Annotated in this window: 20 protein-coding genes; 9 read left to right on the top strand and 11 right to left on the bottom strand. The window is 71.8% G+C overall.

The genetic code is table 11. From position 1 onward, the window contains the following. The first annotated feature begins 159 nt into the window (after positions 1–159). From HGN31_RS11145 to HGN31_RS11120, 6 genes are all read left to right on the top strand, one after another. Positions 160–1308, top strand: coding sequence for a phosphoserine transaminase (locus HGN31_RS11145; protein WP_036703685.1), 1149 nt, complete (start codon positions 160–162; stop codon positions 1306–1308). Positions 1309–1411: 103 nt separating this feature from the next. Continuing rightward, positions 1412–3001, top strand: coding sequence for a phosphoglycerate dehydrogenase (gene serA / locus HGN31_RS11140; protein ID WP_168783223.1), 1590 nt, complete (start codon positions 1412–1414; stop codon positions 2999–3001). 64 nt (positions 3002–3065) lie between these two features. Further along, positions 3066–3806 carry a metallophosphoesterase gene (locus tag HGN31_RS11135; protein ID WP_168783222.1) on the top strand — a complete coding sequence of 247 codons (741 nt, stop codon included), beginning with the start codon at positions 3066–3068 and terminating at the stop codon, positions 3804–3806. Beyond that, complete coding sequence (locus HGN31_RS11130) at positions 3803–4360, top strand: DUF2585 family protein (RefSeq protein ID WP_168783221.1); 558 nt, start codon at positions 3803–3805, stop codon at positions 4358–4360. The genes HGN31_RS11135 and HGN31_RS11130 overlap by 4 nt, the downstream gene beginning before the upstream one ends. 157 nt (positions 4361–4517) lie before the next feature. Then, positions 4518–4838 carry a heat shock protein HspQ gene (gene hspQ / locus HGN31_RS11125; protein ID WP_036703681.1) on the top strand — a complete coding sequence of 107 codons (321 nt, stop codon included), beginning with the start codon at positions 4518–4520 and terminating at the stop codon, positions 4836–4838. Between the two features lie 7 nt (positions 4839–4845). Next, positions 4846–5598 (top strand): TSUP family transporter, encoded by a 753-nt coding sequence (locus HGN31_RS11120; RefSeq protein WP_036732671.1) that lies wholly within the window; start codon positions 4846–4848, stop codon positions 5596–5598. 3 nt (positions 5599–5601) lie between these two features. Here HGN31_RS11120 and HGN31_RS11115 read toward each other — a convergent pair whose 3' ends face one another. Continuing rightward, entirely contained in the window at positions 5602–6597 is a 996-nt protein-coding gene (locus HGN31_RS11115; protein ID WP_168783220.1) for an asparaginase, read from the bottom strand. Between the two features lie 150 nt (positions 6598–6747). Between HGN31_RS11115 and HGN31_RS11110 the strand changes: the two genes are divergently transcribed. Together HGN31_RS11110 and rlmN are read left to right on the top strand one after the other, a co-directional pair. Beyond that, positions 6748–7269, top strand: coding sequence for an invasion associated locus B family protein (locus HGN31_RS11110; protein ID WP_036703676.1), 522 nt, complete (start codon positions 6748–6750; stop codon positions 7267–7269). 101 nt (positions 7270–7370) lie between these two features. Beyond that, positions 7371–8564, top strand: a complete 1194-nt coding sequence (rlmN, locus tag HGN31_RS11105; protein WP_043132659.1) for a dual-specificity RNA methyltransferase RlmN — start codon at positions 7371–7373, stop codon at positions 8562–8564. A gap of 128 nt (positions 8565–8692) precedes the next feature. On the opposite strand, the gene der is transcribed toward rlmN, so the two are convergent. Genes der through HGN31_RS11090 form a run of 3 tightly spaced genes read right to left on the bottom strand, consistent with a single transcriptional unit; the run spans position 8693 to position 12275 of the window. Beyond that, a complete protein-coding gene (der, locus tag HGN31_RS11100; RefSeq protein ID WP_168783219.1) occupies positions 8693–10174 on the bottom strand; it encodes a ribosome biogenesis GTPase Der in 1482 nt (493 codons plus the stop codon). Next, a complete protein-coding gene (locus HGN31_RS11095; protein WP_244960982.1) occupies positions 10171–11505 on the bottom strand; it encodes a PQQ-like beta-propeller repeat protein in 1335 nt (444 codons plus the stop codon). Before HGN31_RS11095 ends, der begins: the two co-directional genes overlap by 4 nt. A gap of 32 nt (positions 11506–11537) precedes the next feature. Beyond that, entirely contained in the window at positions 11538–12275 is a 738-nt protein-coding gene (locus tag HGN31_RS11090; RefSeq protein ID WP_052171959.1) for a tetratricopeptide repeat protein, read from the bottom strand. Between the two features lie 168 nt (positions 12276–12443). Between HGN31_RS11090 and HGN31_RS11085 the strand changes: the two genes are divergently transcribed. Beyond that, the gene (locus tag HGN31_RS11085) at positions 12444–13043 is read left to right on the top strand and encodes a superoxide dismutase (protein WP_036703962.1); all 600 of its coding nucleotides are present in this window, start codon (positions 12444–12446) and stop codon (positions 13041–13043) included. 102 nt (positions 13044–13145) lie between these two features. Here HGN31_RS11085 and HGN31_RS11080 read toward each other — a convergent pair whose 3' ends face one another. The 7 genes from HGN31_RS11080 to HGN31_RS11050 all read right to left on the bottom strand — a co-directional run bounded on the left by HGN31_RS11080 (position 13146) and on the right by HGN31_RS11050 (position 19652). Then, on the bottom strand, positions 13146–13718 hold the full coding sequence (locus HGN31_RS11080) for a sarcosine oxidase subunit gamma (RefSeq protein ID WP_168783218.1): 573 nt from the start codon (positions 13716–13718) through the stop codon (positions 13146–13148). Then, positions 13711–16641, bottom strand: coding sequence for a sarcosine oxidase subunit alpha family protein (locus HGN31_RS11075; protein ID WP_168783217.1), 2931 nt, complete (start codon positions 16639–16641; stop codon positions 13711–13713). Before HGN31_RS11075 ends, HGN31_RS11080 begins: the two co-directional genes overlap by 8 nt. Further along, positions 16638–17042 (bottom strand): TfoX/Sxy family protein, encoded by a 405-nt coding sequence (locus HGN31_RS11070; protein ID WP_168783216.1) that lies wholly within the window; start codon positions 17040–17042, stop codon positions 16638–16640. The genes HGN31_RS11075 and HGN31_RS11070 overlap by 4 nt, the downstream gene beginning before the upstream one ends. Continuing rightward, complete coding sequence (locus HGN31_RS11065; protein ID WP_081962760.1) at positions 17039–17440, bottom strand: sarcosine oxidase subunit delta; 402 nt, start codon at positions 17438–17440, stop codon at positions 17039–17041. Before HGN31_RS11065 ends, HGN31_RS11070 begins: the two co-directional genes overlap by 4 nt. A 162-nt stretch (positions 17441–17602) precedes the next feature. Continuing rightward, complete coding sequence (locus HGN31_RS11060; RefSeq protein WP_036703965.1) at positions 17603–17872, bottom strand: hypothetical protein; 270 nt, start codon at positions 17870–17872, stop codon at positions 17603–17605. Positions 17873–18043: 171 nt separating this feature from the next. Further along, positions 18044–18292, bottom strand: a complete 249-nt coding sequence (locus HGN31_RS11055; RefSeq protein WP_036711341.1) for a hypothetical protein — start codon at positions 18290–18292, stop codon at positions 18044–18046. 67 nt (positions 18293–18359) lie between these two features. Beyond that, positions 18360–19652: a sarcosine oxidase subunit beta family protein gene (locus HGN31_RS11050; RefSeq protein WP_168783215.1), complete on the bottom strand. Its 1293-nt coding sequence runs from the start codon at positions 19650–19652 to the stop codon at positions 18360–18362. Between the last annotated feature and the right edge of the window lie 39 nt (positions 19653–19691).

Here is a 19691-nt window from a genome sequence, read left to right as displayed (position 1 = left end):
GGGGAATGAACGCGTGCGTTCATGGGGGGGCGCACAGCCCCCCTTCGGCGCAAGGCACACGCGCCCCCGGCGACCCCTTGCGCGACTCAGCCGACAGGCGTAGAGCCGCAGGCGGGACACCCCTCCCCACCGAGGGGCTTTTTAGCTGGAAGGCTAACCATGCTCGACACGACGACCCCGGCAACGCGGCCGGCTGATCCGCGTTTCTCCTCTGGCCCCTGCGCCAAGATCCCCCAATTCTCGCTCGACATGCTCGCCGACGCGCCGCTCGGCCGCTCGCACCGGGCTGCGGTCGGCAAGGCCAAGCTCGCGCAGGCGATCGACCTGACGCGCGAGGTGCTGGGCGTGCCCGCCGACTACCGCATCGGCATCGTTCCAGGGTCCGACACCGGCGCGGTCGAGATGGCGATGTGGTCGCTGCTGGGCGCCCGCCCGGTCGAGATGCTGGCCTGGGAAAGCTTCGGCGAAGGCTGGGTGACCGACGCGGTCAAGCAGCTCAAGCTGGATGCGACGGTGAAGAAGGCTGACTACGGCCGGATCGTGGACCTGGCGACCGTCGATTTCGACAAGGACGTGGTCTTCACCTGGAACGGCACGACCTCGGGCGTGCGGGTGCCGAACGGCGACGCGATCCCCGCGGACCGCAAGGGCCTGACCATCTGCGACGCGACCAGCGCGGCCTTTGCGATGGACCTGCCCTGGGACAAGCTCGATGTGGTGACCTTCTCGTGGCAGAAGGTGCTGGGCGGCGAGGGCGCGCATGGCGTGCTGATCCTCGGCCCCCGCGCGGTCGAGCGGCTGGAAACCCACACCCCCGCCTGGCCGATGCCGAAGATCTTCCGCATGACCAAGGGCGGCAAGCTGATCGAGGGCATCTTCAAGGGCGAGACGATCAACACCCCCTCGATGCTGTGTGTCGAGGATTACATCGTCGCGCTGAACTGGGCGAAGTCCGTGGGCGGGCTCAAGGGCCTGATCGCGCGGTCGGATGCCAACGCCCGGACGGTCTGGGACTTCTGCGACGCCCGCGACTGGATCGCCAACCTCGCCGAGGACAAGGCCACGGCCTCGACCACCTCGGTCTGCCTGCGCTTTACCGACGACCGGATCAAGGACGGCGAGGCCTTCGCCAAGGCCGTCGCCAAGCGGCTTGAGAAGGAAGGCGTCGCCTATGACATCGGCGCCTACCGCGACGCGCCGGCGGGCCTGCGGATCTGGTGCGGCGCGACGGTCGAGCAGGCCGACGTGGCGGCGCTGATGCCGTGGATCGAATGGGCCTATCAGGCCGAGATCGCCGCGCAGGGCTGATGCGGCCGATGCGGGGGCGCTGCCCCCGCACCCCCGGGATATTTCAACAAGAAAGACGGGGTTGAGAGCGCCAGGCGCCCGGCCCCTCACAGGAGCACATGACATGGCACCCAAGGTTCTGGTTTCCGACGCGCTGAGCGAAACCGCCGTCCAGATCTTCCGCGATCGCGGGGTCGAGGTCGACTACATGCCCGACCTCGGCAAGGACAAGGAGAAGCTGGCCGAGATCATCGGCAACTACGACGGCCTCGCCATCCGCTCGGCCACCAAGGTCACCGAGAAGCTGCTGGAGAAGGCCACCCGCCTCAAGGTGATCGGCCGGGCCGGGATCGGCGTCGACAACGTCGACATCCCCGCAGCCTCGAAGAAGGGCGTGATCGTGATGAACACGCCGTTCGGCAACAGCGTCACCACCGCCGAGCACGCCATCGCGCTGATGTTCGCCGTCGCGCGCCAGCTGCCTGAGGCGTCGGTCTCGACCCATGCCGGGAAGTGGGAGAAGAACCGCTTCATGGGGGTCGAGCTCTTCAACAAGACGCTCGGCGTGATCGGCGCGGGCAACATCGGCGGGATCGTGATCGACCGCGCCCGCGGGCTGCACATGAAGGTGCTGGCCTATGACCCCTTCCTGTCGGACGAGCGCGCCCGCGAGATCGGCGCCACCAAGGTCGAGCTGGACGAGCTGCTGGCCAAGGCCGACTTCATCACCCTGCACGTGCCCTTGACCGACAAGACCCGCAACATCCTGTCGGCCGAGAACCTCGCGAAGACCAAGAAGGGCGTGCGCATCGTCAACGCCGCCCGCGGCGGGCTGATCGACGAGGCGGCGCTGTCCGAGCTGCTCAAGTCCGGCCATGTCGCCGGCGCCGCGCTCGACGTCTTTGCCACCGAGCCCGCGACCGACAGCCCGCTCTTCAACCTGCCGAACGTCGTGGTGACGCCGCACCTCGGCGCCTCGACCACCGAGGCGCAGGAGAACGTGGCCCTGCAGGTGGCCGAGCAGATGGCCGATTACCTGCTGACCGGGGCGGTCGCCAACGCGCTCAACATGCCCAGCGTCACGGCCGAGGAAGCCGCCGTCATGGGCCCGTGGATCAAGCTCGCCGGGCACTTGGGCACCTTTGTCGGGCAGATGACGGACGAGCCGATCAAGGCGATCAACATCCTCTATGACGGGGTCGCGGCGGGGATGAACCTCAACGCGCTCAACGCCGCGGTGATCGCGGGGGTCATGCGGGCGGTGAACCCCGACGCCAACATGGTGTCGGCCCCGGTCGTCGCGCGCGAGCGCGGCATCCAGATCGCCACCACGACGCAGGACAAGTCGGGCGTCTATGACGGCTACATCAAGGTCACGATGGTGTCGGACCGCGAGCGTGCCATCGCCGGGACGGTCTTCTCGGACGGCAAGCCGCGCTTCATCCAGATCCGCGGGATCAACGTCGATGCCGAGATCGGCGAGCACATGATGTACACCCGCAACCGCGACGTGCCCGGCGTGATCGGGACGCTCGGCACGACGCTGGGCGAGATGGGGGTGAACATGGCGAACTTCACCCTCGGCCGGGTGGCCGGCGGCGGGGACGCCATCGCCATCACCTATCTCGACGCGCCGCTGCGCGAGGACGTGCGCGAGGCCTTGCTGGCCACCGGCAAGTTCGAGATGGTGCGCCCGCTGCGCTTCGAGCTGTAAGGACCGGACGCGCAGCCCCCCGGCCGGCCCCTCGGCCGGGGATGGGCCACGGGGAGGCAAGCCCATGCGCGTCTATGCGATCGGTGATGTGCACGGCCACCTCGGCCTGCTTGAGGCGGCCCATGCCCGGATCCGCGACGACGGCGGGGCGGGGGCGCAGGTGGTCCACGTCGGCGACCTGCTCGACCGCGGCCCCGACTCGCGCGGCGTGGTCGAGTTCCTCATGGCCGGACAGGCCGCGGGCCGGGACTGGGTGGTGGTCAAGGGCAACCACGACCGCCAGCTGCCGCAGTTCCTGCGCGACCCGCGCTGGATCGACCCGTGCGCGAGCCTGCGCGAACCCTGGCTCGCCCGCGACACCGGCGCGGCCGAGACGTTGGCCTCCTATGGCATCCCCGAGGCCGAGCGCCGCGACCTCGACACCGTCCACGCCGAGGCGCTGCGCAAGGTGCCCGTGGCGCACGCGCGCTGGCTCGACGCCCTGCCCGGCTGGCACCTGACGCCGCTTGCGCTCTTCGTCCATGCCGGCATCCGCCCCGGCATCGATCTGCGCGAGCAGACCGAGGACGACCTGACCTGGCTGCGCCGCCCGTTCCACGACGACCCGCGCGATCACGGGGTGCTGGTGGTGCACGGCCACACCCCCGTCCGCCGCGCGACCCATTACGGCAACCGCGTCAACATCGACACGGGCGCCGCCTATGGCGGGGCGCTGACCGCGATCCGCATCGACGCGGATGGCGTGTGGGTGCTGGACGACGCCGGGCCGCGCCGTCTCACCCCCGGCGCCACGGACCGGGAATGACGCCGCGCCGGACGGCGCTGGCGCTGGCGGTGATCCTCGCCGGGACGGCGCTGACGCTGACCCTGATGGGGCGGCCGCTGATCTGCACCTGCGGCTGGGTCGAGCTCTGGCACGGCGCCACCGACGACTCGGGCAACTCGCAGCACCTGATCGACTGGTACACGCCCAGCCATGTGCTGCACGGGTTGATCTTCTACGCCGTCCTCGCGCGGCTCGCGCCGCGCTGGACCCTTGGCGCCCGCCTGACCGCCGCCACGCTCATCGAGGCCGCGTGGGAGCTGGCCGAGAACTCACCCGCGATCATCGACCGCTACCGCGCCGCCACCATCGCGCTGGGGTACGAGGGCGACGCGGTGGTGAACTCTCTCGCCGACATCGGCGCGATGTGGCTGGGCTTTGCCCTCGCCCGGGTGCTGCCGGTGTGGGCGAGCGTGGCGCTGTTCCTGACCGCCGAGGCGGTGACGGTCGCGCTGATCCGCGACGGGCTGATCCTCAACGTGCTGATGCTGCTCTGGCCGCTCGAGGCGGTGCGGGCCTGGCAGGCCGGCGGCTGAGTCGCGGGGCGGTCGTGGCCGGTCACGGCGACCTCACGCGCCGGTCACAGAATGACGGATTTGAGACATCTGGCTGCCCGACAATGCGGCAGGGCGATTTACTCGCGCGGGGCATGGCGTTACAAGAAGGGGCACCACACAAGGGCGGGGAGCAGTAATGCGGACCGCAAAATACAACATCGGCCAGGTCGTCCGGCACCGCGAACACCCGTTCCGGGGGGTCGTGTTCGACGTGGACCCGCAATTCTCGAACACCGAGGAATGGTACCAGTCCATTCCCGAGGACTGCCGGCCGACCAAGGACCAGCCCTATTACCACCTCTACGCCGAGACCGAGGCGACCTATTATGTCGCTTACGTGTCCGAGCAGAACCTCGTCCCCGATCCCTCGGGCGAGCCGCTCGAGCACCCCGAGTTGACCGCCCGCTTCGGCGAATTCTCGGACGGCCGCTATCCGCTGCAGCACGGGCTGAACTGAGCCCCGGATGCTCGACCCCGAACTGCTCATCGCGCTGGTCGCGGCGGCGGTCGGCGCCGGTTTCGTGGATTCCATCGCCGGGGGCGGCGGGCTGATCACCGTGCCGGTGCTGATGCTGGCCGGGCTGTCGCCCGAGCAGGCGCTGGCCACCAACAAGGTGCAGGGCAGCTTCGGGGCGGCGACCGCGGCGGTCAGCTATGCGCGCTCGGGCCTCGTCGACCTGCGGGCGCAACTGCCGGCGGCGGCGCTGGCCTTTGCCGCCGGGGTGGCGGGCGCGCTGCTCGTCTCGGCGCTGCCGACGCAGGCGCTGCGGGTGGTGCTGCCGGTGGTGCTGATCGGCATCGCGCTGTTCTTCGCGCTGAAGCCCGGCCTTGGCGATCTCGACCGTGCCGCGCGGCTGACGCCCGCGGTCTTCGGGCTGACGGTGGTGCCGGCGGTGGGGTTCTACGACGGGCTGATCGGGCCCGGCGCGGGCGCCTTCTACATGATGGGGTTCGTGACGCTCGCGGGCTACGGCATCCTCAAGGCTACGGCGCACACGAAGCTGTTGAACTTCGCCTCGAACATCGGCGGGCTGACGGCCTTTGCGCTCACCGGGCACCCGCTCTGGATCGTCGGGCTGGCGATGGGCGCGGGGCAGATGCTGGGCGCGCTGATCGGCGCCCGGCTGGCGCTGCGCGTGGGCGCGCGGGTGATCAAGCCGCTGCTGGTCGTCACCTCGACGGCGCTGGCCCTGCGGCTTTTGTGGCAGATGCTCTAGGCGTCAGTTCAGCGGCCCCGCGAACCCTTCGGCCAGCCGCCGCTCTGCCACCTCGAGCCCGCGCCAGTTGGTCAGCGGGTCGCCGAGCAGCTTGCCCGCCACCGGATGGCCGGCGTCGAGCAGCCCGTGGCGCACCAGCAGCGCGGTGATCGCGGCCTCGGACGCGCGGGTGGCGCCGTCGGCGATCTTGAGCGCGATGCCCATGCCCCGCTCGGGCGCGATGGCCACAAACACTGCCTCGGCGCCGGTCTTGACCGCGACCCGGCCGCCCATCGCCCGCATGAGCAGCGTGCAGGCCCGCCCCTCGCCCGCCACCAGCTCGGGGTGGGCGGTCATCGCCGCGGTCAGGCGCGCCATCGCCCGGCCCCGCGCATCCGCGCCGGGATCGGCAAACGTCGCCATCGCGCGGGCCAGCCCCGCGACCGAGGTGGCGAAGTTCGGCGCCGAGCAGCCGTCGATGCCGTAGCCGGGCGAGGGCTCGCCCGTCACCTCCTCAAACGCCGCGCGCACCGCCTGCTGCAGCGGGTGGTCGGGCTCGTGATACTCGGGCCCCGCCTTGGCGTGCCGGGTCCAGGTCAGGAAGCCCGCGTGCTTGCCCGAGCAGTTGTTGTGAAGCTGGCACGGCGCCTCGTCGGCGCAGGTCAGGCGGCGGTTCTCGGCCGGGTCGTTGGGCATGTGCGCGCCGCAGCGCAGGTCGCGCTCGGCCAGGCCCAGCCCGCCCAGCCACGCGCCCACCCGGCTGGTGTGGATCGCCGCACCCTGGTGGCTGGCGCAGGCGAGCGCCAGCTGCTCGGGCCCAAGCCCCGCCGCGTCGGTCGCGCCGCTCTCGATCAGCGGCAGCGCCTGGATCATCTTGCACGACGAGCGCGGAAAGATCACCGCCGCCGGGTCGCCCCAGCTTTCGACCAGTCCGCCGCGGTCCCAGACGACGACGTGACCGCGGTGGACGCTCTCGGGCATCCCGCCGCGCCAGATTTCCACCAGATCGACCGGACCCATCGCTCCGCCCCCTTTGACAAATGCGCGATTTCCAACCGGGGGGGTTTTGCCGCCGGCGGCTTTCCGGTTAATTGACGCCATATCCGGTCGCAAGACCATCCGACCCGTGATAACCCGGCCCCGAGACCGGGACAGCAGGAGGCCACGAGCATGACGACATCCCTTACCCGCATCGGACTTGTCGCCGCCTTTGCGACGGCGCTGGTGTCGCCGGCGCTGGCGGCCGAACCCAAGGTGCTGGGCAGCGAGGGCGCCTGGACCGCGTTCGGCGGCGATCAGCCCAAGGAGTGCTGGGCCGTCTCGCCGCCAAAGTCCACCGTCAACACCGACGCCGAGGGCAAGCCGCGCGAGGTGACCCGCAGCGACATCCGCCTGTACGTCGCCTATCGTCCCGGCCAGAACGGCGAGGTGTCGTTCCAGGGCGGCTATCCCTTCGCCCCGGATTCGACCGTCGACGTCGAGATCGGCTCGAACAAGTTCAAGCTGTTCACCGACGGCGAGAACGCCTGGACCGGCTCGCCGGACGAGGATGCCAAGCTGATCTCGGCGCTCCGCGCGGGGTCCGAGGCGGTGGTCAAGGGCCGCTCGTCGCGGGGCACCCGGACGACCGACACCTTCTCGCTTGCCGGCATCACCGCGATGACCAACAAGGCGCGCGACACCTGCAAGTAATCGCCGCTGCCGCCTGACCGGTGGTTGTGCTACGCTCGGGGCCGCCCCATCTCGGGGCGGCCCCGATGTTTTGACCCGCCCTTGCCGATACGGACCCGCCGATGACCCCCGCCCCCACCCTTTCCGCCGCGCCGATCACCCAGGACGTGCTGACGATCCCGCGCAAGCTGCCCGAGGGCGGCCGCGTGAACCTGGTCGGGCTGACGCGCGAGCAGCTGCGCGAGGCGCTGATCGAGGCCGGCACGCCCGAGCGGCAGGCGCGGATGCGCGTGGGCCAGATCTGGCAGTGGGTCTATCACTGGGGGGTGCGCGACTTTGCGCAGATGACCAACCTCGCCAAGGACTACCGCGCCTTCCTCGCCGAGCGGTTCGAGATCGCACTGCCCGAGGTCGTGACCCGGCAGGTGTCGGACGACGGCACGCGCAAGTACCTGCTGCGGATCGCCGGCGGGCACGAGGTCGAGACGGTCTACATCCCCGAGGAAGGGCGCGGGACGCTGTGCGTGAGCTCGCAGGTGGGCTGCACGCTTACCTGTTCCTTCTGCCACACCGGCACGCAGAAGCTGGTGCGCAACCTGACCGCGGGTGAGATCGTGGGCCAGCTCATGGTCGCCCGCGACGATCTGGGCGAGTGGCCCGAGCCCGGCGCGCCGAAGGACGAGACGCGGCTGGTGTCGAACCTCGTGCTGATGGGCATGGGCGAGCCGCTCTACAACTTCGACAACGTGCGCGACGCGATGCGGGTGGTGATGGACGGCGAGGGGCTGAGCCTGTCGCGCCGGCGGATCACGCTCTCGACCTCGGGCGTGGTGCCCGAGATCGCGCGCACGGCCGAAGAGATCGGCTGCCAGCTCGCCGTCAGCTTCCACGCCACCACCGACGCGGTGCGCGACCGGCTGGTGCCGATCAACAAGCGCTGGAACATCGACGAGCTGCTGGGCGCGCTGCGCGACTATCCGCGGCTCTCGAACAGCGAGCGGATCACGTTTGAATATGTGATGCTCGACGGGGTCAACGACAGCGACGACGACGCCCGCCGCCTGATCCGGCTGATCCGCGGCATCCCGGCGAAGATCAACCTGATCCCGTTCAACGAATGGCCCGGCGCGCCCTATCGCCGCTCGTCGTGGGACCGGATCGAGGCCTTCGCCGACATCATCTACAAGGCCGGCTACGCCTCGCCGATCCGCACCCCGCGGGGCGAGGACATCATGGCGGCCTGCGGGCAGCTTAAATCCGCGACCGAGCGGGGGCGCAAGTCGGCGGCGCAGGTGGCGGCCGAGGCGGGTCTCTAGGGCGCGAGAGGGCGTCGGGCGCCGAATGAGCGGGTCCACCGGACCGGGGGCTTCGCGCCCCCCCCAGCACTCGGCCAAGGGCCGAGGGCGTTCGGCGGGATATTCAAGTCCAGCCCGAGGACAGCGCGTCAGCCGGACTTCGGACGCTGGCGGTCCTTGTGCTTGGCGAGCGCGCCGGTCGGGCGCTTGTTCGACTTGTCCTTGTAGGGGTTCTTCTCGCCCTGGTCGCGGAAGGTCAGCCGGATCGGCGTGCCGGGCAGGTCGAAATCCTGCCGCAGCCCGTTCACGAGATAGCGCCGGTAGCTTTCCGGGATCTGGTCGGTGTGCGTCGCCATCACCACGAAGCCCGGCGGCCGGGCCTTCACCTGCGTCATGTAGCGCAGCCGGATGCGGCGCCCGCCGGGCGCGGGCGGCGGGTGCGCCTCGGTCATCGCGGTCAGCCACTGGTTCAGCCGCGCCGTGCCCACGCGCCGGTTCCAGACCTCATGCGCCTTGACCACCGCGTTGTGCAGCCGGTCGAGCCCCTTGCCGGTCCGAGCCGAGACGGTCACCAGCGGCGCGCCCTTGAGCTGCGGCAGAAGCCGCTCGAACGCCTCGCGCAGCTCGTTGAGCTTGTGCGGCTTGTCCTCCTCGAGGTCCCACTTGTTGGCCGCCACGACCACCGCGCGGCCCTCGGTCTCGGCGAAATCCGCGATCCGCAGGTCCTGCTGCTCGAAGGGGATCGCCACGTCCAGCAGCACCACCACGACCTCGGCGAAGCGCACCGCGCGCAGCCCGTCAGCCACGGAAAGCTTTTCCACCTTGTCCGAGATGCGCGCCTTCTTCCGCATCCCGGCGGTGTCGAAGATCCGCACCGGGGTGCCCATGAAGTCGGCCCGGACCGAGATCGAATCGCGGGTGATGCCTGCCTCGGGGCCGGTCAGCAGCCGGTCCTCGCCGATGATCTTGTTGATCAGCGTCGACTTGCCCGCATTGGGGCGGCCGATCACCGCGATCTGCAGCGGGCGCGCCTCGGACGGGTGCCAGTCCTCGGCGCCCTCGCCAGATTCCGCCTGCGCTTCGGTGAGCGTCACATCGGTCACGGGCGCGATCGGGGCCGGACGCTCGGCCTCGACCTGGTCGGCCAGCGGTTGCAGCGCCCGGTAGAGGTCCTCGAGCCCCTCGCCGTGCTCGGCCGAGATGCGGATCGGCTCGCCCAGGCCAAGGCTCCAGCCCTCGGCGGCACCGGATTCGCCCGCGCGGCCCTCGGCCTTGTTGGCGGCGAGCAGCACGTGCTTCGCGCGACGGCGCAGGATATCGGCGAAATATTCGTCGGCGGCGGTGACGCCGGCTCGGGCGTCGATCACGAACAGGCAGATGTCGGCCTCGTCCACCGCCCGCTCGGTCAGGCGGCGCATCCGGCCCTGCAGGCTGTCGTCCTCGACCATCTCGAGACCGGCCGAATCGATCACCACGAAGCGCAGGTCGCCCAGCCGCGCGTCGCCCTCGCGCAGGTCGCGGGTGACGCCGGGCTGGTCATCGACCAGCGCCAGCCGCTTGCCGACGAGGCGGTTGAACAGCGTGGACTTGCCCACGTTCGGGCGCCCAACGATGGCGAGGGTGAAGCTCATCGGTAGGCGTGCAGGTTGCCGTCGCGGCCCGCGACGTAGAGCGTTCCGCCCGAGACGACCGGCGCGGTCGCGGCCCCGCCGGGGATCGCCGCCTGCCCGACCTCGGCCCCCGAGGCGGGGTCGAAGACCCTGAGCACCCCGTCCGACGAGGCGACGAACAGCCGCCCGCCCGCCAGCACCGGGCCGTAGTGGGCCACGATGTCGTCCTGCTTGCGGACCCTGAGCGTGGTGTAGAGCGGCAGCTTGGTCGCGTAGATGCGCCCGCCGGTCGCGGCGTCGAGGCGGACGAGCTGGGCCTGGTCGTTGACCGCGAAGACCGAACCGCCGGCCAGCAGGACAGGGCTGTTGGCGCCGTCCTTCTCGCTCCACAGCTCGGCGCCGGTGGTGCGGTCGAAGGCGTTGATGCGGCCCGAGGACGACCCGGCGAGCACGACGTTCCCGGCGATCACCGGGTCGCCGGTCAGGTCGCGGATGAAGGCGATGGCGCGGCCGCGGCGGGTGCCGGCGACGTGCCCGCTCCACCTCTCGAGGCCGGTGGCGGTGTCCACGGCCAGAAGCTGGCCCGAGGCGAAGGGGAAGACGACCAGATCGCCGTCGACCGCCGGGGCCGAGACGCCGGTCACCCCGGACGGCCCGGCGATCCCCGAGACGGTCCACAGCACCTTGCCGTCGGCGGCACGGACCGCCCAGCCGGTGGCGTTGCGGGCGACGACATAGACGGTGCCGTTCTGCACCGTGGGGGCACCGCCGACCGGCGCCTCGACCCGCTGGCGCCAGATCACCGCGCCCGAGGCCGCGTCGAGCGCGACGAGTTCGCCGAAGCCGGTGGTGAGATAGACCCGCCCGCCCTCATAGGCGATGCCGCCGCCCGAGGCGCTGTCGGGGTTCTCGCCCGGGGGCGTCACGTCCGCGGTCCAGGCGGTGCCGCCCGACAGCGCCGTGGCGGTCACCCGCGCGCGGCTGTCCATCGTGAAGATGCGGCCGCCCGCCACCACCGGGTCGGCGGTGATCCGGTGGCGCTTGCCCGCGGGCTGGCCGATCGGCGCCGAGAACACCCGCGTGGTGCCCGCGCCAAGGGTCGCGTGCGGGATCAGATGCGCGGGGTTCGCGCCGCGCGTGGTCCATTCGACCGAGCGCGGGGCGGGCAGGCGCAGCGCGGTGGTGGTGACCGCGCCCCCCTCGACCACCGCCGGACCTTCGGGCGAGACGACCGCCCGCGGGTCGAGCCGCGTGCCGGTCAGCACCACCTCACGCTCGGCGCAGGCCCCGAGCGCGGTCACGGCCGCGGTCAGGGCGATCAGGGGCAGCTTCGCGATCGGTCGTCTGGACATCGGGCGCTCCGGCGTGGGACGGGCTGAGGGGGTCAGTTGGCGGGGGCGCCCGGGGTCACGACCTCGGCGGCGCGGGTCGGATCGGGGGCGGTCTGGGTGGCAGGCTCGGGTTCGGGATCGACGCCGAGGGTGATGAGCAGCTCGGCCAGCCGCCGGCGCTGGCCCTGCCCCAGCCCGTCGCGCTGCTGGATCTGGCGCACCAGCGTCACCGCGTCCTGGTCGCGCCCGGCGCTGACCAGTGCCAGCGCCTTGAGCTCGAGCGCGATCAGCTCGAACGGGGCGCCGGGGGTCGAGAGCTTGCCCAGCACGGTGTCGCGGGCCGAGGCCTCCATCGCCGGACCTTGGGCGAGGACCGAGCGCAGCGCGGCGAGGTCGGCCATCACCTTGTCGCCGGCGTTGCCTGCGGCGGTGGCGGCGGCGTCGTAGCGCTGGGTCGCCTCGGCGAGCTGCCCGGCCTCGGCCAGCAGGTTCGCGGCCATCAGGTCGCGCAGCGCCGCCTGGCTCGGCTGCGGGGCGGGAACGGCGGCGACGGCCGCGGCGCGGGCGGCGGCGTCGCCCTGGGTCGCCTCGGCCGCGAGCAGCGCGTCACCGAAGGCCTGAGCAGTGCGGGCGGCGCGGGCGTTGGACCACTCGCGCCAGGCGGCGGCCCCGACCAGCACCAGGATGGCGAGGACGGCGATCCAGCCATAGCGCCGCAGTGCCAGGAACAGGCGGTCGCGGCGCAGATCCTCGGTCACCTCGTCGATGAAGCTGTCGTTCTGGTTGGCCATGTCGTCCCGCCGGTCCCTCGTTTCCCGCTCTTCTATACGCGCGCGGGGCGGATTGCCAACGGCTGCGCGGGAACCCGCCCCACGCCCGCCGCGTTGCCCACGCAAGCCCGGCGCCACCTTGTGCGCGCCGACGCCGAGACCACCGAAATCCTTGGAAAGGAACGCAATATGGCCTTCACCCTGCCCGACCTCCCCTATGCCCACGACGCGCTGGCCGCCGGCGGGATGTCCAAGGAGACGCTCGAGTATCACCACGACAAGCACCACAAGGCCTATGTGGACAAGCTCAACGAGCTGATCGCCGGCACCGAGTGGGAGGGCAAGACGCTCGAAGAGATCGTCAAGGGCACCTATCAGGAGGGTGCGGTTGCCCAGAACGGCATCTTCAACAACGCCAGCCAGCATTGGAACCACACCCAGTTCTGGGAAATGATGGCGCCGAAGGTTCCGGCGATGCCGTCCGAGCTGGAAGCCGCGATCAAGGACAGCTTCGGCTCGGTCGACGACTTCAAGAAGAAGTTCACCGAGGCCGGCGTCGGCCAGTTCGGCTCGGGCTGGGCGTGGCTGGTCAAGAAGGCCGATGGCGGGCTCGAGATCACCAAGACCGAGAACGGCGTGAACCCGCTCGCCAAGGGCCAGACCGCGCTGCTCGGCTGTGACGTGTGGGAACATTCCTACTACATCGACTTCCGCAACGCGCGGCCGAAGTACCTCGAGAACTTCCTCGCCAATCTGGTGAACTGGGAAAACGTCGCCTCGCGGATGTGATCTGCGGCGGTTGAATGCGAGAGGGCCCGCAGCGATGCGGGCCCTTTTCGTTGCGCGGTTGGTGGCGCGAGACCCCCGGGGTATTCCGCCAGCCAGACGCGCTCAGCGGGGCGCGAGGCCGGTGCCGGGGGCGGCGGCGCGCGCAAGCACCTCGGCGAGGTAGTCACGGATCGACCGGAAGGCGATGACCCGCCAGCCGTCGCCGTGCCGCCAAAGGGCGCAGGCGACCTGGGCCGCGCGGGTGCGGCGCACCCCGTCCGCGGGCAGCGCGGACAGGTCGGCGGGGGTCAGCTTCGTCAGCACCTCGGCGGCCCGGGGGCCGGACAGGTCAAAGACGCAGCGCATGGCGCTGACATCCTCGACCAGCGCGGCTTCGGTCGAGAGCGCGTCGCGCAGCGCGGCGAGGGTCGCGGCCGTCTCGGTCGCGGGCAGGATAAGCAGCAGCTCATCCGGCGCCATCCAGCCGAGCCAGCGCGCCCCGTCGGTGGTGAAGCGCGTGGTGGCGGGCACCGCGAGCCCCGCCGCCTCGGCCAGCGCATCGCCCGCCCGGGTCAGGTCGGCGCGGATCAGGATCATCCCCAGCCCGCGGATCTCGGTGATCGCCGCCAGCGGCCCCGTGCCCGGCTGCCCCGTGCCCGTGACGTCGCTGCCCGTATCTCTGCCCCTCTCAGCCATTCGCCCGCGTCCCTTCCTTGTCGTAGAACACCGGATCGACGATCCGCGCCCGGTAGGTCGCGCCCGGCACCTCGAAGGCCAGCACCTCGCCCATCCGCTCAGGCCCGCGCTGCACCAGCCCCATCGCGATCGGCCGGCCCAGCGTCGGCGAGGCGTAGCTCGACGTCACCCGCCCTTGCGTGTTGCGCTGGCCGTTGGCGTTCACGCCGTCGGCCACCGCATAGGCGCCGTCCGGCAGCACCCGCCCGTCGAGGCTTTCCAGCCCGACCAGCTTCCAGCGCTCGGGCGAGGCCATGAACGACCGCTCCTGCGCGCGCTTGCCGATGAAGTCGGGCTTCTTCTTCGAGATCGCCCAGCCGAGGTTCAGGTCCTGCGGGATCACCGTGCCGTCGGTCTCGTCCCCGATCATGATGAAGCCCTTTTCGGCCCGCATGACGTGCATCGCCTCGGTGCCGTAGGGCGTGATCCCGTAGGGCGCGCCGGCGGCGTGGATCGCCTCCCACAGGGCCAGGCCGCGGTCGGCGGGGGTGGCGATCTCGAAGGACAATTCGCCCGAGAAGCTGATCCGGTAGATGCGGACCGGATGTCCGGCCAGCGTGCCCTCGGCCCAGCCCATGAAGGGCAGCGCCGCCTCGGACACGTCCATGCCGCCCAGCGCCTCCAGCACCGCGCGGGCCTTGGGGCCGACCACGGCGATCTGGGCCGACTGCTCGGCGAGGTTGGCGGTGTGCACCTGCCAGTCCCACCACTCGCACTGCAGCCAGTCCTCCATATGCGCGTGGATGCGCTCGGCCCCGCCGGTGGTGGTGTGGCAGAGCCAGGCGTCCTCGGAGAGCCGCGCGGCCACGCCGTCGTCGATCAGGAAGCCGTTTTCCGAACAGATCAGCCCGTAGCGGCATTTGCCGACCGGCAGGGACGACATCATGCCGGTGTAGATCATGTCGAGGAAGCGCCCGGCATCCGGCCCCTTGACGAGGATCTTGCCCAGCGTCGAGGCGTCGAGCGTGCCGACCCCGCCCCGCACCGCGCCGATCTCGCGCGCGACGGCGGTTTCGCGGGTCTCGCCCGCGCGGGGGTAGCAATAGGGGCGGCGCCAGAGGCCGACCGGCTCGAAATCCGCGCCGTGCGCCTCGTGCCAGCCGTGCATCGGCGTCTTGCGCAGCGGCTGGAAGGCCGCGCCGCGCGCCTCGGCGGCGATGGTGCCGAGGGTGAGCGGCGTGTAGGGCGGACGGAAGGTCGTCGTGCCGGTCGCCGCGATGGGCTGGCCCAGCGTGTCCGACAGCACGGCGAGGCCGTTGATGTTGCTGACCTTCCCCTGGTCCGTCGCCATCCCCAGCGTGGTGTAGCGTTTGGCGTGCTCGACGCTCGCATAGCCCTCGCGCCCGGCGAGTTCGACGTCCGACACCTTCACGTCGTTCTGGAAATCGAGCCACATTTTGAAGCGCGCCTTGGCTGGGACGCGGGCGGGCATGACCCAGACCGGCAGGATCGGCGCCTCGTCCGGCGCCCCGGTCAGCTCGGCCAGCCGCAGGTCGCCCGCCGCCGCGCCGGCGGCCAGCACGTTGCCGCGCCCGTCGGCGCCCGTGGGCGGCTGCGCGGGGTCGGGGGCGAACATCGCGCGGGCCTCGTCCCAGACCAGCTTGCCGCCGCAGTGGCTCCACAGATGGACCACAGGCGACCAGCCGCCGGACATGGCGATCACGTCGCAATCGACGGTGCCGAGCGGGTCGCCCACGCCGTCCTGCGCGCACCAGCGCAGCCCATCGACGCCCATCCGGCCGAGCACCTTGGCCACCGCCGCCCCCGTCTCGACCCGCACCCCGCGGGCGCGGACGGCCTGCGGCAGCGCGCCCTGGGCCTGCGCCCGCGCGTCGAGCACCACCGGCACCTCGAGCCCGGCGTCGAGCGCCGCGAGCGCGGTGCGATAGGCGTCGTCGTTGTTGGTGACGACCGCGATCCGCCGCCCCGGCGCCACCGCGTAGTCGGTGATGTAGTCGCGCACCGCGCTGGCCAGCATCACCCCCGGCACGTCATTGCCGGCAAAGCTCAGCGGCCGTTCCAGCGCCCCGGTGGCGGTGATGACCCGCCCGGCGCGGATGCGCCACAGCCGCTGGCGCGGCAGGCCGCTGTCGGGTGCGTGGTCGGCCAGCGCCTCGCGGGCGAGCAGATAGCCGTGATCGTAAAGCCCCGTGGCCATGGTGTTGCGGCGCAGGGTGACGTTCGGCATCGCCCGCAGCGCGGCCAGCGCCGCCTCGACGCGGGCCTGCCCGTCGGGGTGATCGACCGGCGTGCGCCCGCCCCAGTGCGGCGACTGTTCCAGCACGATGACCCGCCCGCCGCCCGCCGCGACGCGCTGCGCGGCGGCCAGCCCGGCGATGCCGCCGCCCACCACGACGACCTCGGCATGGGCATAGGCCTGTTCGTAGCGGTCGGGGTCGGGATGCTCGGGCGCCCGCCCGAGGCCGGCGGCGCGGCGGATCACCGGCTCGAACAGCCGCTTCCACGCCGCCCGCGGGTGGATGAAGGTCTTGTAGTAGAACCCGGCCGGGAAGAACCGCCACAGCCGGTCGTTGATCGCGCCGATGTCGCGGTCAAGGCTCGGCCAGGCGTTCTGGCTGACCGCCACCATCCCCGCCTCGAGCGGGGTGGTGGTGGCGCGCTGGTTCGGCTCGAACCGCGGGCCGGTGCCGAGGCCGAAGAGCGCGTTCGGCTCTTCCGCGCCCGAGGCGAGCGGGCCGCGCGGGCGGTGATACTTGAAGCTGCGCCCCATGATCAGCTGGCCGCTGCCGAGCAGCGCCGAGGCGAGCGTGTCGCCGGCAAAGCCCGCGCGCTCGCGGCCCTCGAAACGGAACGGGCGCGGCGCGCTGCGGTCGATCAGGCGGCCGCCCTGCGGCAGGCGGAAGGGGGGATGGCGGCGGGTCATGGCGCTTGGGTCCGGCTGGATCGGGTCTGCTGGGATCGGGTGGGTCGGGCGGCGGCGGCGCCCTTGGGCGGCAGCGTGCCGACATGGGACAGCGCCATCGCCAGCAGCGTGGCGCGGGTGTCGTCGGACGCGGCCGCGGTGTCGAGGAACACATAGCCGCGCATCCGCCGCCCGCCGTGGATCATCGGCGTCACGGCGGGAAGGGTCAGGGCGTCCGCCTCGGCCGCGGGACCGACACGCAGCATCAGCCGCCCTTCGCGCACCCCGGCGAGCATGTGGCCGTGCCGCATGAGGCAGAGCCCGCCGAACATCGGCCGCTCGCTCAGCCCATCCGCGCCGGTCAAGCCTGCGCCGGCCAGCTCGGCCCGCAGCCGGTCCTCGGCCTGGGGATCGCGGGTCATGGCAGGGCGTCCCGGGCGGGCGTGGGGTTCGCGGCGTAGTCGTCGCCGACCCGGCCGGCCGGCGCCGCCTCGACCCGGTCGGGCGGGGTCCAGCCGGGGCGGGCGGCGCGGATCGCGGCCACGAGGTCGTCCGGCGGGGCCTTCGACTGCGCCGGGTAGGTGCCGAACACCTGCAAGGTGACGCTGTCGCGGGCGGCGAGGAACCACTTGCCGCAGCCGTAGGCGTGGCGCCAGCGCTCGAACAGCACGCCGCGGGGGTTCTGGCGGGCGAAGAGGTAGCCCTCGAACTCGGCGTCGGTCGAGCCAGGGCCGTGCCGCGTCAGATGAGCCTCGCCGCCGGGGGCGAGCTCGGTCTCTTCGGCGGCGACGCCGCAATAGGGGCAGGTCAGGGTCAGCATCGGACGCTTCCACGGCAAGCACCCCACGCGCCGGCGGGCGCGCAGGGGGAACGGGACGGACGGAAAGGGGCGGGCGGGATCAGCCCGGCGTGGGCCGGTGCGGTCAGCCCCCGCGCGGCGCGGGCCGACGCGAGCCGCTGCGCGGCGCGGGCGGCGCCGGCATCAGGGCCGGACGGGCACCGTGGCCGAGCCGGCAGGCGCCTGGGCGCCGACCGGGGCGCCGGGCTGCGGGCCAGAGCCGGTGACGCCGGAGGGCTCGCCCGGCGCGCCGGTGGCGGCGGGGCTGGACGGCGTCGGCGGGGGCGGCTCGATGTCGGCACCCGACGTGAAGAACCAGACCGCGGCCAGGATGACGACGGCCGCGCCGATGACCAGCGGCCAGACGGCGGCACCGCGGCGCGGGGCGGGAGGGGTGGAGCGGGGATCGGCCATGACGCTACCTCGAGGCTGGACGCGTGGCGGCCCGAAGCGGGGCGCCCGTCACGAGAGTGCCGCGCGACCAGGGCGGCGGCCTTGACTTCGGTCAGCCGCGGCCAACCGCAGGCGCAGGCCCAAGGGCGCGGCGTCCGGCCCCCGCGCCGCAGCGCGAGGGCCGGGGCAGGCTCAGTTGGTCGCCGGAGCGGTCGTGGTGGTCGTGGTGGTCGAGCTGGTGGTCTCGGCAGTGCCGCCAGCCGGGGCAGCCGGGGCAGCCGGGGCCGCAGGCGCGGTGGCCGCGGGGGCCTCGACGGTGACGTTGGTGCCGCCGGCCGGCGCGCCGCCGGCGTTGAGGTACCACACGATCGCCGCGACCGCGACGATGACGGCGCCGATGAGGAACCACAGGCCCGAGTTCGATTCGTTGTTGGTGGCCATGTCAGGCCCTCCGTGCTGGTGAATATGCCAGCCGGATGCCGCCAGTCCGTGGATTTTGCAAGCGGCATCAATGCGCCACCCCCGCCGCCACGCTCTCGTCGATGAACCGTCCCTCGGCGAAGCGTTCCAGCCCGAAAGGCGCGGTGAGCGGCCCCGGCGTCCCCTTCGCCACCAGCTCGGCCATCGCCCAGCCCGAGCCGGGGATCGCCTTGAACCCGCCGGTGCCCCAGCCGCAGTTGACGTAGATCCCCTCGACCGGGGTGCGCGACAGGATCGGCGAGCGGTCGCCGGTCATGTCAACGATCCCGCCCCACTGCCGCAGCATCTTGAGGCGCGAGAGCATCGGGAAGGTCTCGATCAGCGCCCGCACCGTCTCCTCGACATGGTGCCACGAGCCGCGCTGGGTGTAGTTCACGAACCCGTCCGTGCCGCCGCCGATCACCATCTCGCCCTTGTCGGACTGCGACAGATAGCCGTGCACCGTGTTGGCCATCACCACCACGTCGAGGCAGGGCTTGATCGGTTCGCTGACCAGCGCCTGCAGCGCGATCGATTCGATCGGCAGGCGGAACCCGGCCATGCCGGCCAGCACCGAGGAATGGCCCGCGACCACCATGGCGAGGCTGTCGCACTCGATCCGCCCCTTGGCCGTCTCGACCGCGCGGACCCGGCCGCCGGCGGTGTCCACCCCGGTCACGGCGCAGTTCTGGATGATGTGCATCCCCATGTCGCTGCAGGCCCGGGCATAGCCCCAGGCGACCGCGTCGTGGCGCGCGGTGCCGCCACGCTCCTGGTAGAGCCCGCCCAAGACCGGATAGCGCGGGCCGCCGATCTCGATGATCGGCACCAGCCGCTTGAGCTCGGCCGGGTCGATCCAGCGCGTCGCCACGCCCTGCAGGTGGTTGGCGTTCACCGTCCGGCGGTAGCCGCGCACCTCGTGTTCGGTCTGCGCCAGCATGATCAGCCCGCGCGGGCTGAACATGACGTTGTAGTTCAGGTCCTGGCTCAGCGTCTCGTAGAGCTTCAGCGCCTTGTCATAGATCGCCGCCGACGGGTCCTGCAGGTAGTTCGAGCGGATGATCGTGGTGTTGCGGCCGGTGTTGCCGCCGCCGAGCCAGCCCTTCTCGATCACCGCGACATCGGTGATGCCGTGGTTCTTGCCGAGGTAATAGGCGGTGGCGAGCCCGTGCCCGCCAGCGCCGACGATCACCACCTTGTAGCGCTTGCGCGGCGCGGGCGAGGCCCAGGCCCGGCCCCACCCCTGGTGCAGCCCCATCGCCTGCCGGGCGATGGCAAAGACCGAATAGCGCCCCGAGCGTGCGGGGGCGGCGGGCGAAAGCTGGGGGCGGGCGTCGGCCATCGGCAAAGCCTGTGCTGCAAATCGGGACTTCGCCCTCAG

Origin of the sequence: Paracoccus sanguinis (assembly GCF_012689545.1) — a bacterium.
Lineage (GTDB): Bacteria > Pseudomonadota > Alphaproteobacteria > Rhodobacterales > Rhodobacteraceae > Paracoccus > Paracoccus panacisoli.
This window is presented reverse-complemented; position numbering and strand designations above follow the sequence as displayed.

What these genes read in the sequence shown, in the direction of transcription:
- HGN31_RS11050 (WP_168783215.1), bottom strand. Translation starts at nt 19,652, where the DNA reads ATGGCCGACGCCCGCCCCCAGCTTTCGCCCGCCGCCCCCGCACGCTCG.
- HGN31_RS11060 (WP_036703965.1), bottom strand. Translation starts at nt 17,872, where the DNA reads ATGGCCGATCCCCGCTCCACCCCTCCCGCCCCGCGCCGCGGTGCCGCC.
- HGN31_RS11080 (WP_168783218.1), bottom strand. Translation starts at nt 13,718, where the DNA reads ATGGCTGAGAGGGGCAGAGATACGGGCAGCGACGTCACGGGCACGGGG.
- HGN31_RS11110 (WP_036703676.1), top strand. Translation starts at nt 6,748, where the DNA reads ATGACGACATCCCTTACCCGCATCGGACTTGTCGCCGCCTTTGCGACG.
- HGN31_RS11055 (WP_036711341.1), bottom strand. Translation starts at nt 18,292, where the DNA reads ATGGCCACCAACAACGAATCGAACTCGGGCCTGTGGTTCCTCATCGGC.
- rlmN (WP_043132659.1), top strand. Translation starts at nt 7,371, where the DNA reads ATGACCCCCGCCCCCACCCTTTCCGCCGCGCCGATCACCCAGGACGTG.
- HGN31_RS11085 (WP_036703962.1), top strand. Translation starts at nt 12,444, where the DNA reads ATGGCCTTCACCCTGCCCGACCTCCCCTATGCCCACGACGCGCTGGCC.
- HGN31_RS11075 (WP_168783217.1), bottom strand. Translation starts at nt 16,641, where the DNA reads ATGACCCGCCGCCATCCCCCCTTCCGCCTGCCGCAGGGCGGCCGCCTG.
- HGN31_RS11090 (WP_052171959.1), bottom strand. Translation starts at nt 12,275, where the DNA reads ATGGCCAACCAGAACGACAGCTTCATCGACGAGGTGACCGAGGATCTG.
- HGN31_RS11120 (WP_036732671.1), top strand. Translation starts at nt 4,846, where the DNA reads ATGCTCGACCCCGAACTGCTCATCGCGCTGGTCGCGGCGGCGGTCGGC.
- HGN31_RS11130 (WP_168783221.1), top strand. Translation starts at nt 3,803, where the DNA reads ATGACGCCGCGCCGGACGGCGCTGGCGCTGGCGGTGATCCTCGCCGGG.
- HGN31_RS11145 (WP_036703685.1), top strand. Translation starts at nt 160, where the DNA reads ATGCTCGACACGACGACCCCGGCAACGCGGCCGGCTGATCCGCGTTTC.
- HGN31_RS11115 (WP_168783220.1), bottom strand. Translation starts at nt 6,597, where the DNA reads ATGGGTCCGGTCGATCTGGTGGAAATCTGGCGCGGCGGGATGCCCGAG.
- hspQ (WP_036703681.1), top strand. Translation starts at nt 4,518, where the DNA reads ATGCGGACCGCAAAATACAACATCGGCCAGGTCGTCCGGCACCGCGAA.
- serA (WP_168783223.1), top strand. Translation starts at nt 1,412, where the DNA reads ATGGCACCCAAGGTTCTGGTTTCCGACGCGCTGAGCGAAACCGCCGTC.
- HGN31_RS11135 (WP_168783222.1), top strand. Translation starts at nt 3,066, where the DNA reads ATGCGCGTCTATGCGATCGGTGATGTGCACGGCCACCTCGGCCTGCTT.
- der (WP_168783219.1), bottom strand. Translation starts at nt 10,174, where the DNA reads ATGAGCTTCACCCTCGCCATCGTTGGGCGCCCGAACGTGGGCAAGTCC.
- HGN31_RS11070 (WP_168783216.1), bottom strand. Translation starts at nt 17,042, where the DNA reads ATGACCCGCGATCCCCAGGCCGAGGACCGGCTGCGGGCCGAGCTGGCC.
- HGN31_RS11095 (WP_244960982.1), bottom strand. Translation starts at nt 11,505, where the DNA reads ATGTCCAGACGACCGATCGCGAAGCTGCCCCTGATCGCCCTGACCGCG.
- HGN31_RS11065 (WP_081962760.1), bottom strand. Translation starts at nt 17,440, where the DNA reads ATGCTGACCCTGACCTGCCCCTATTGCGGCGTCGCCGCCGAAGAGACC.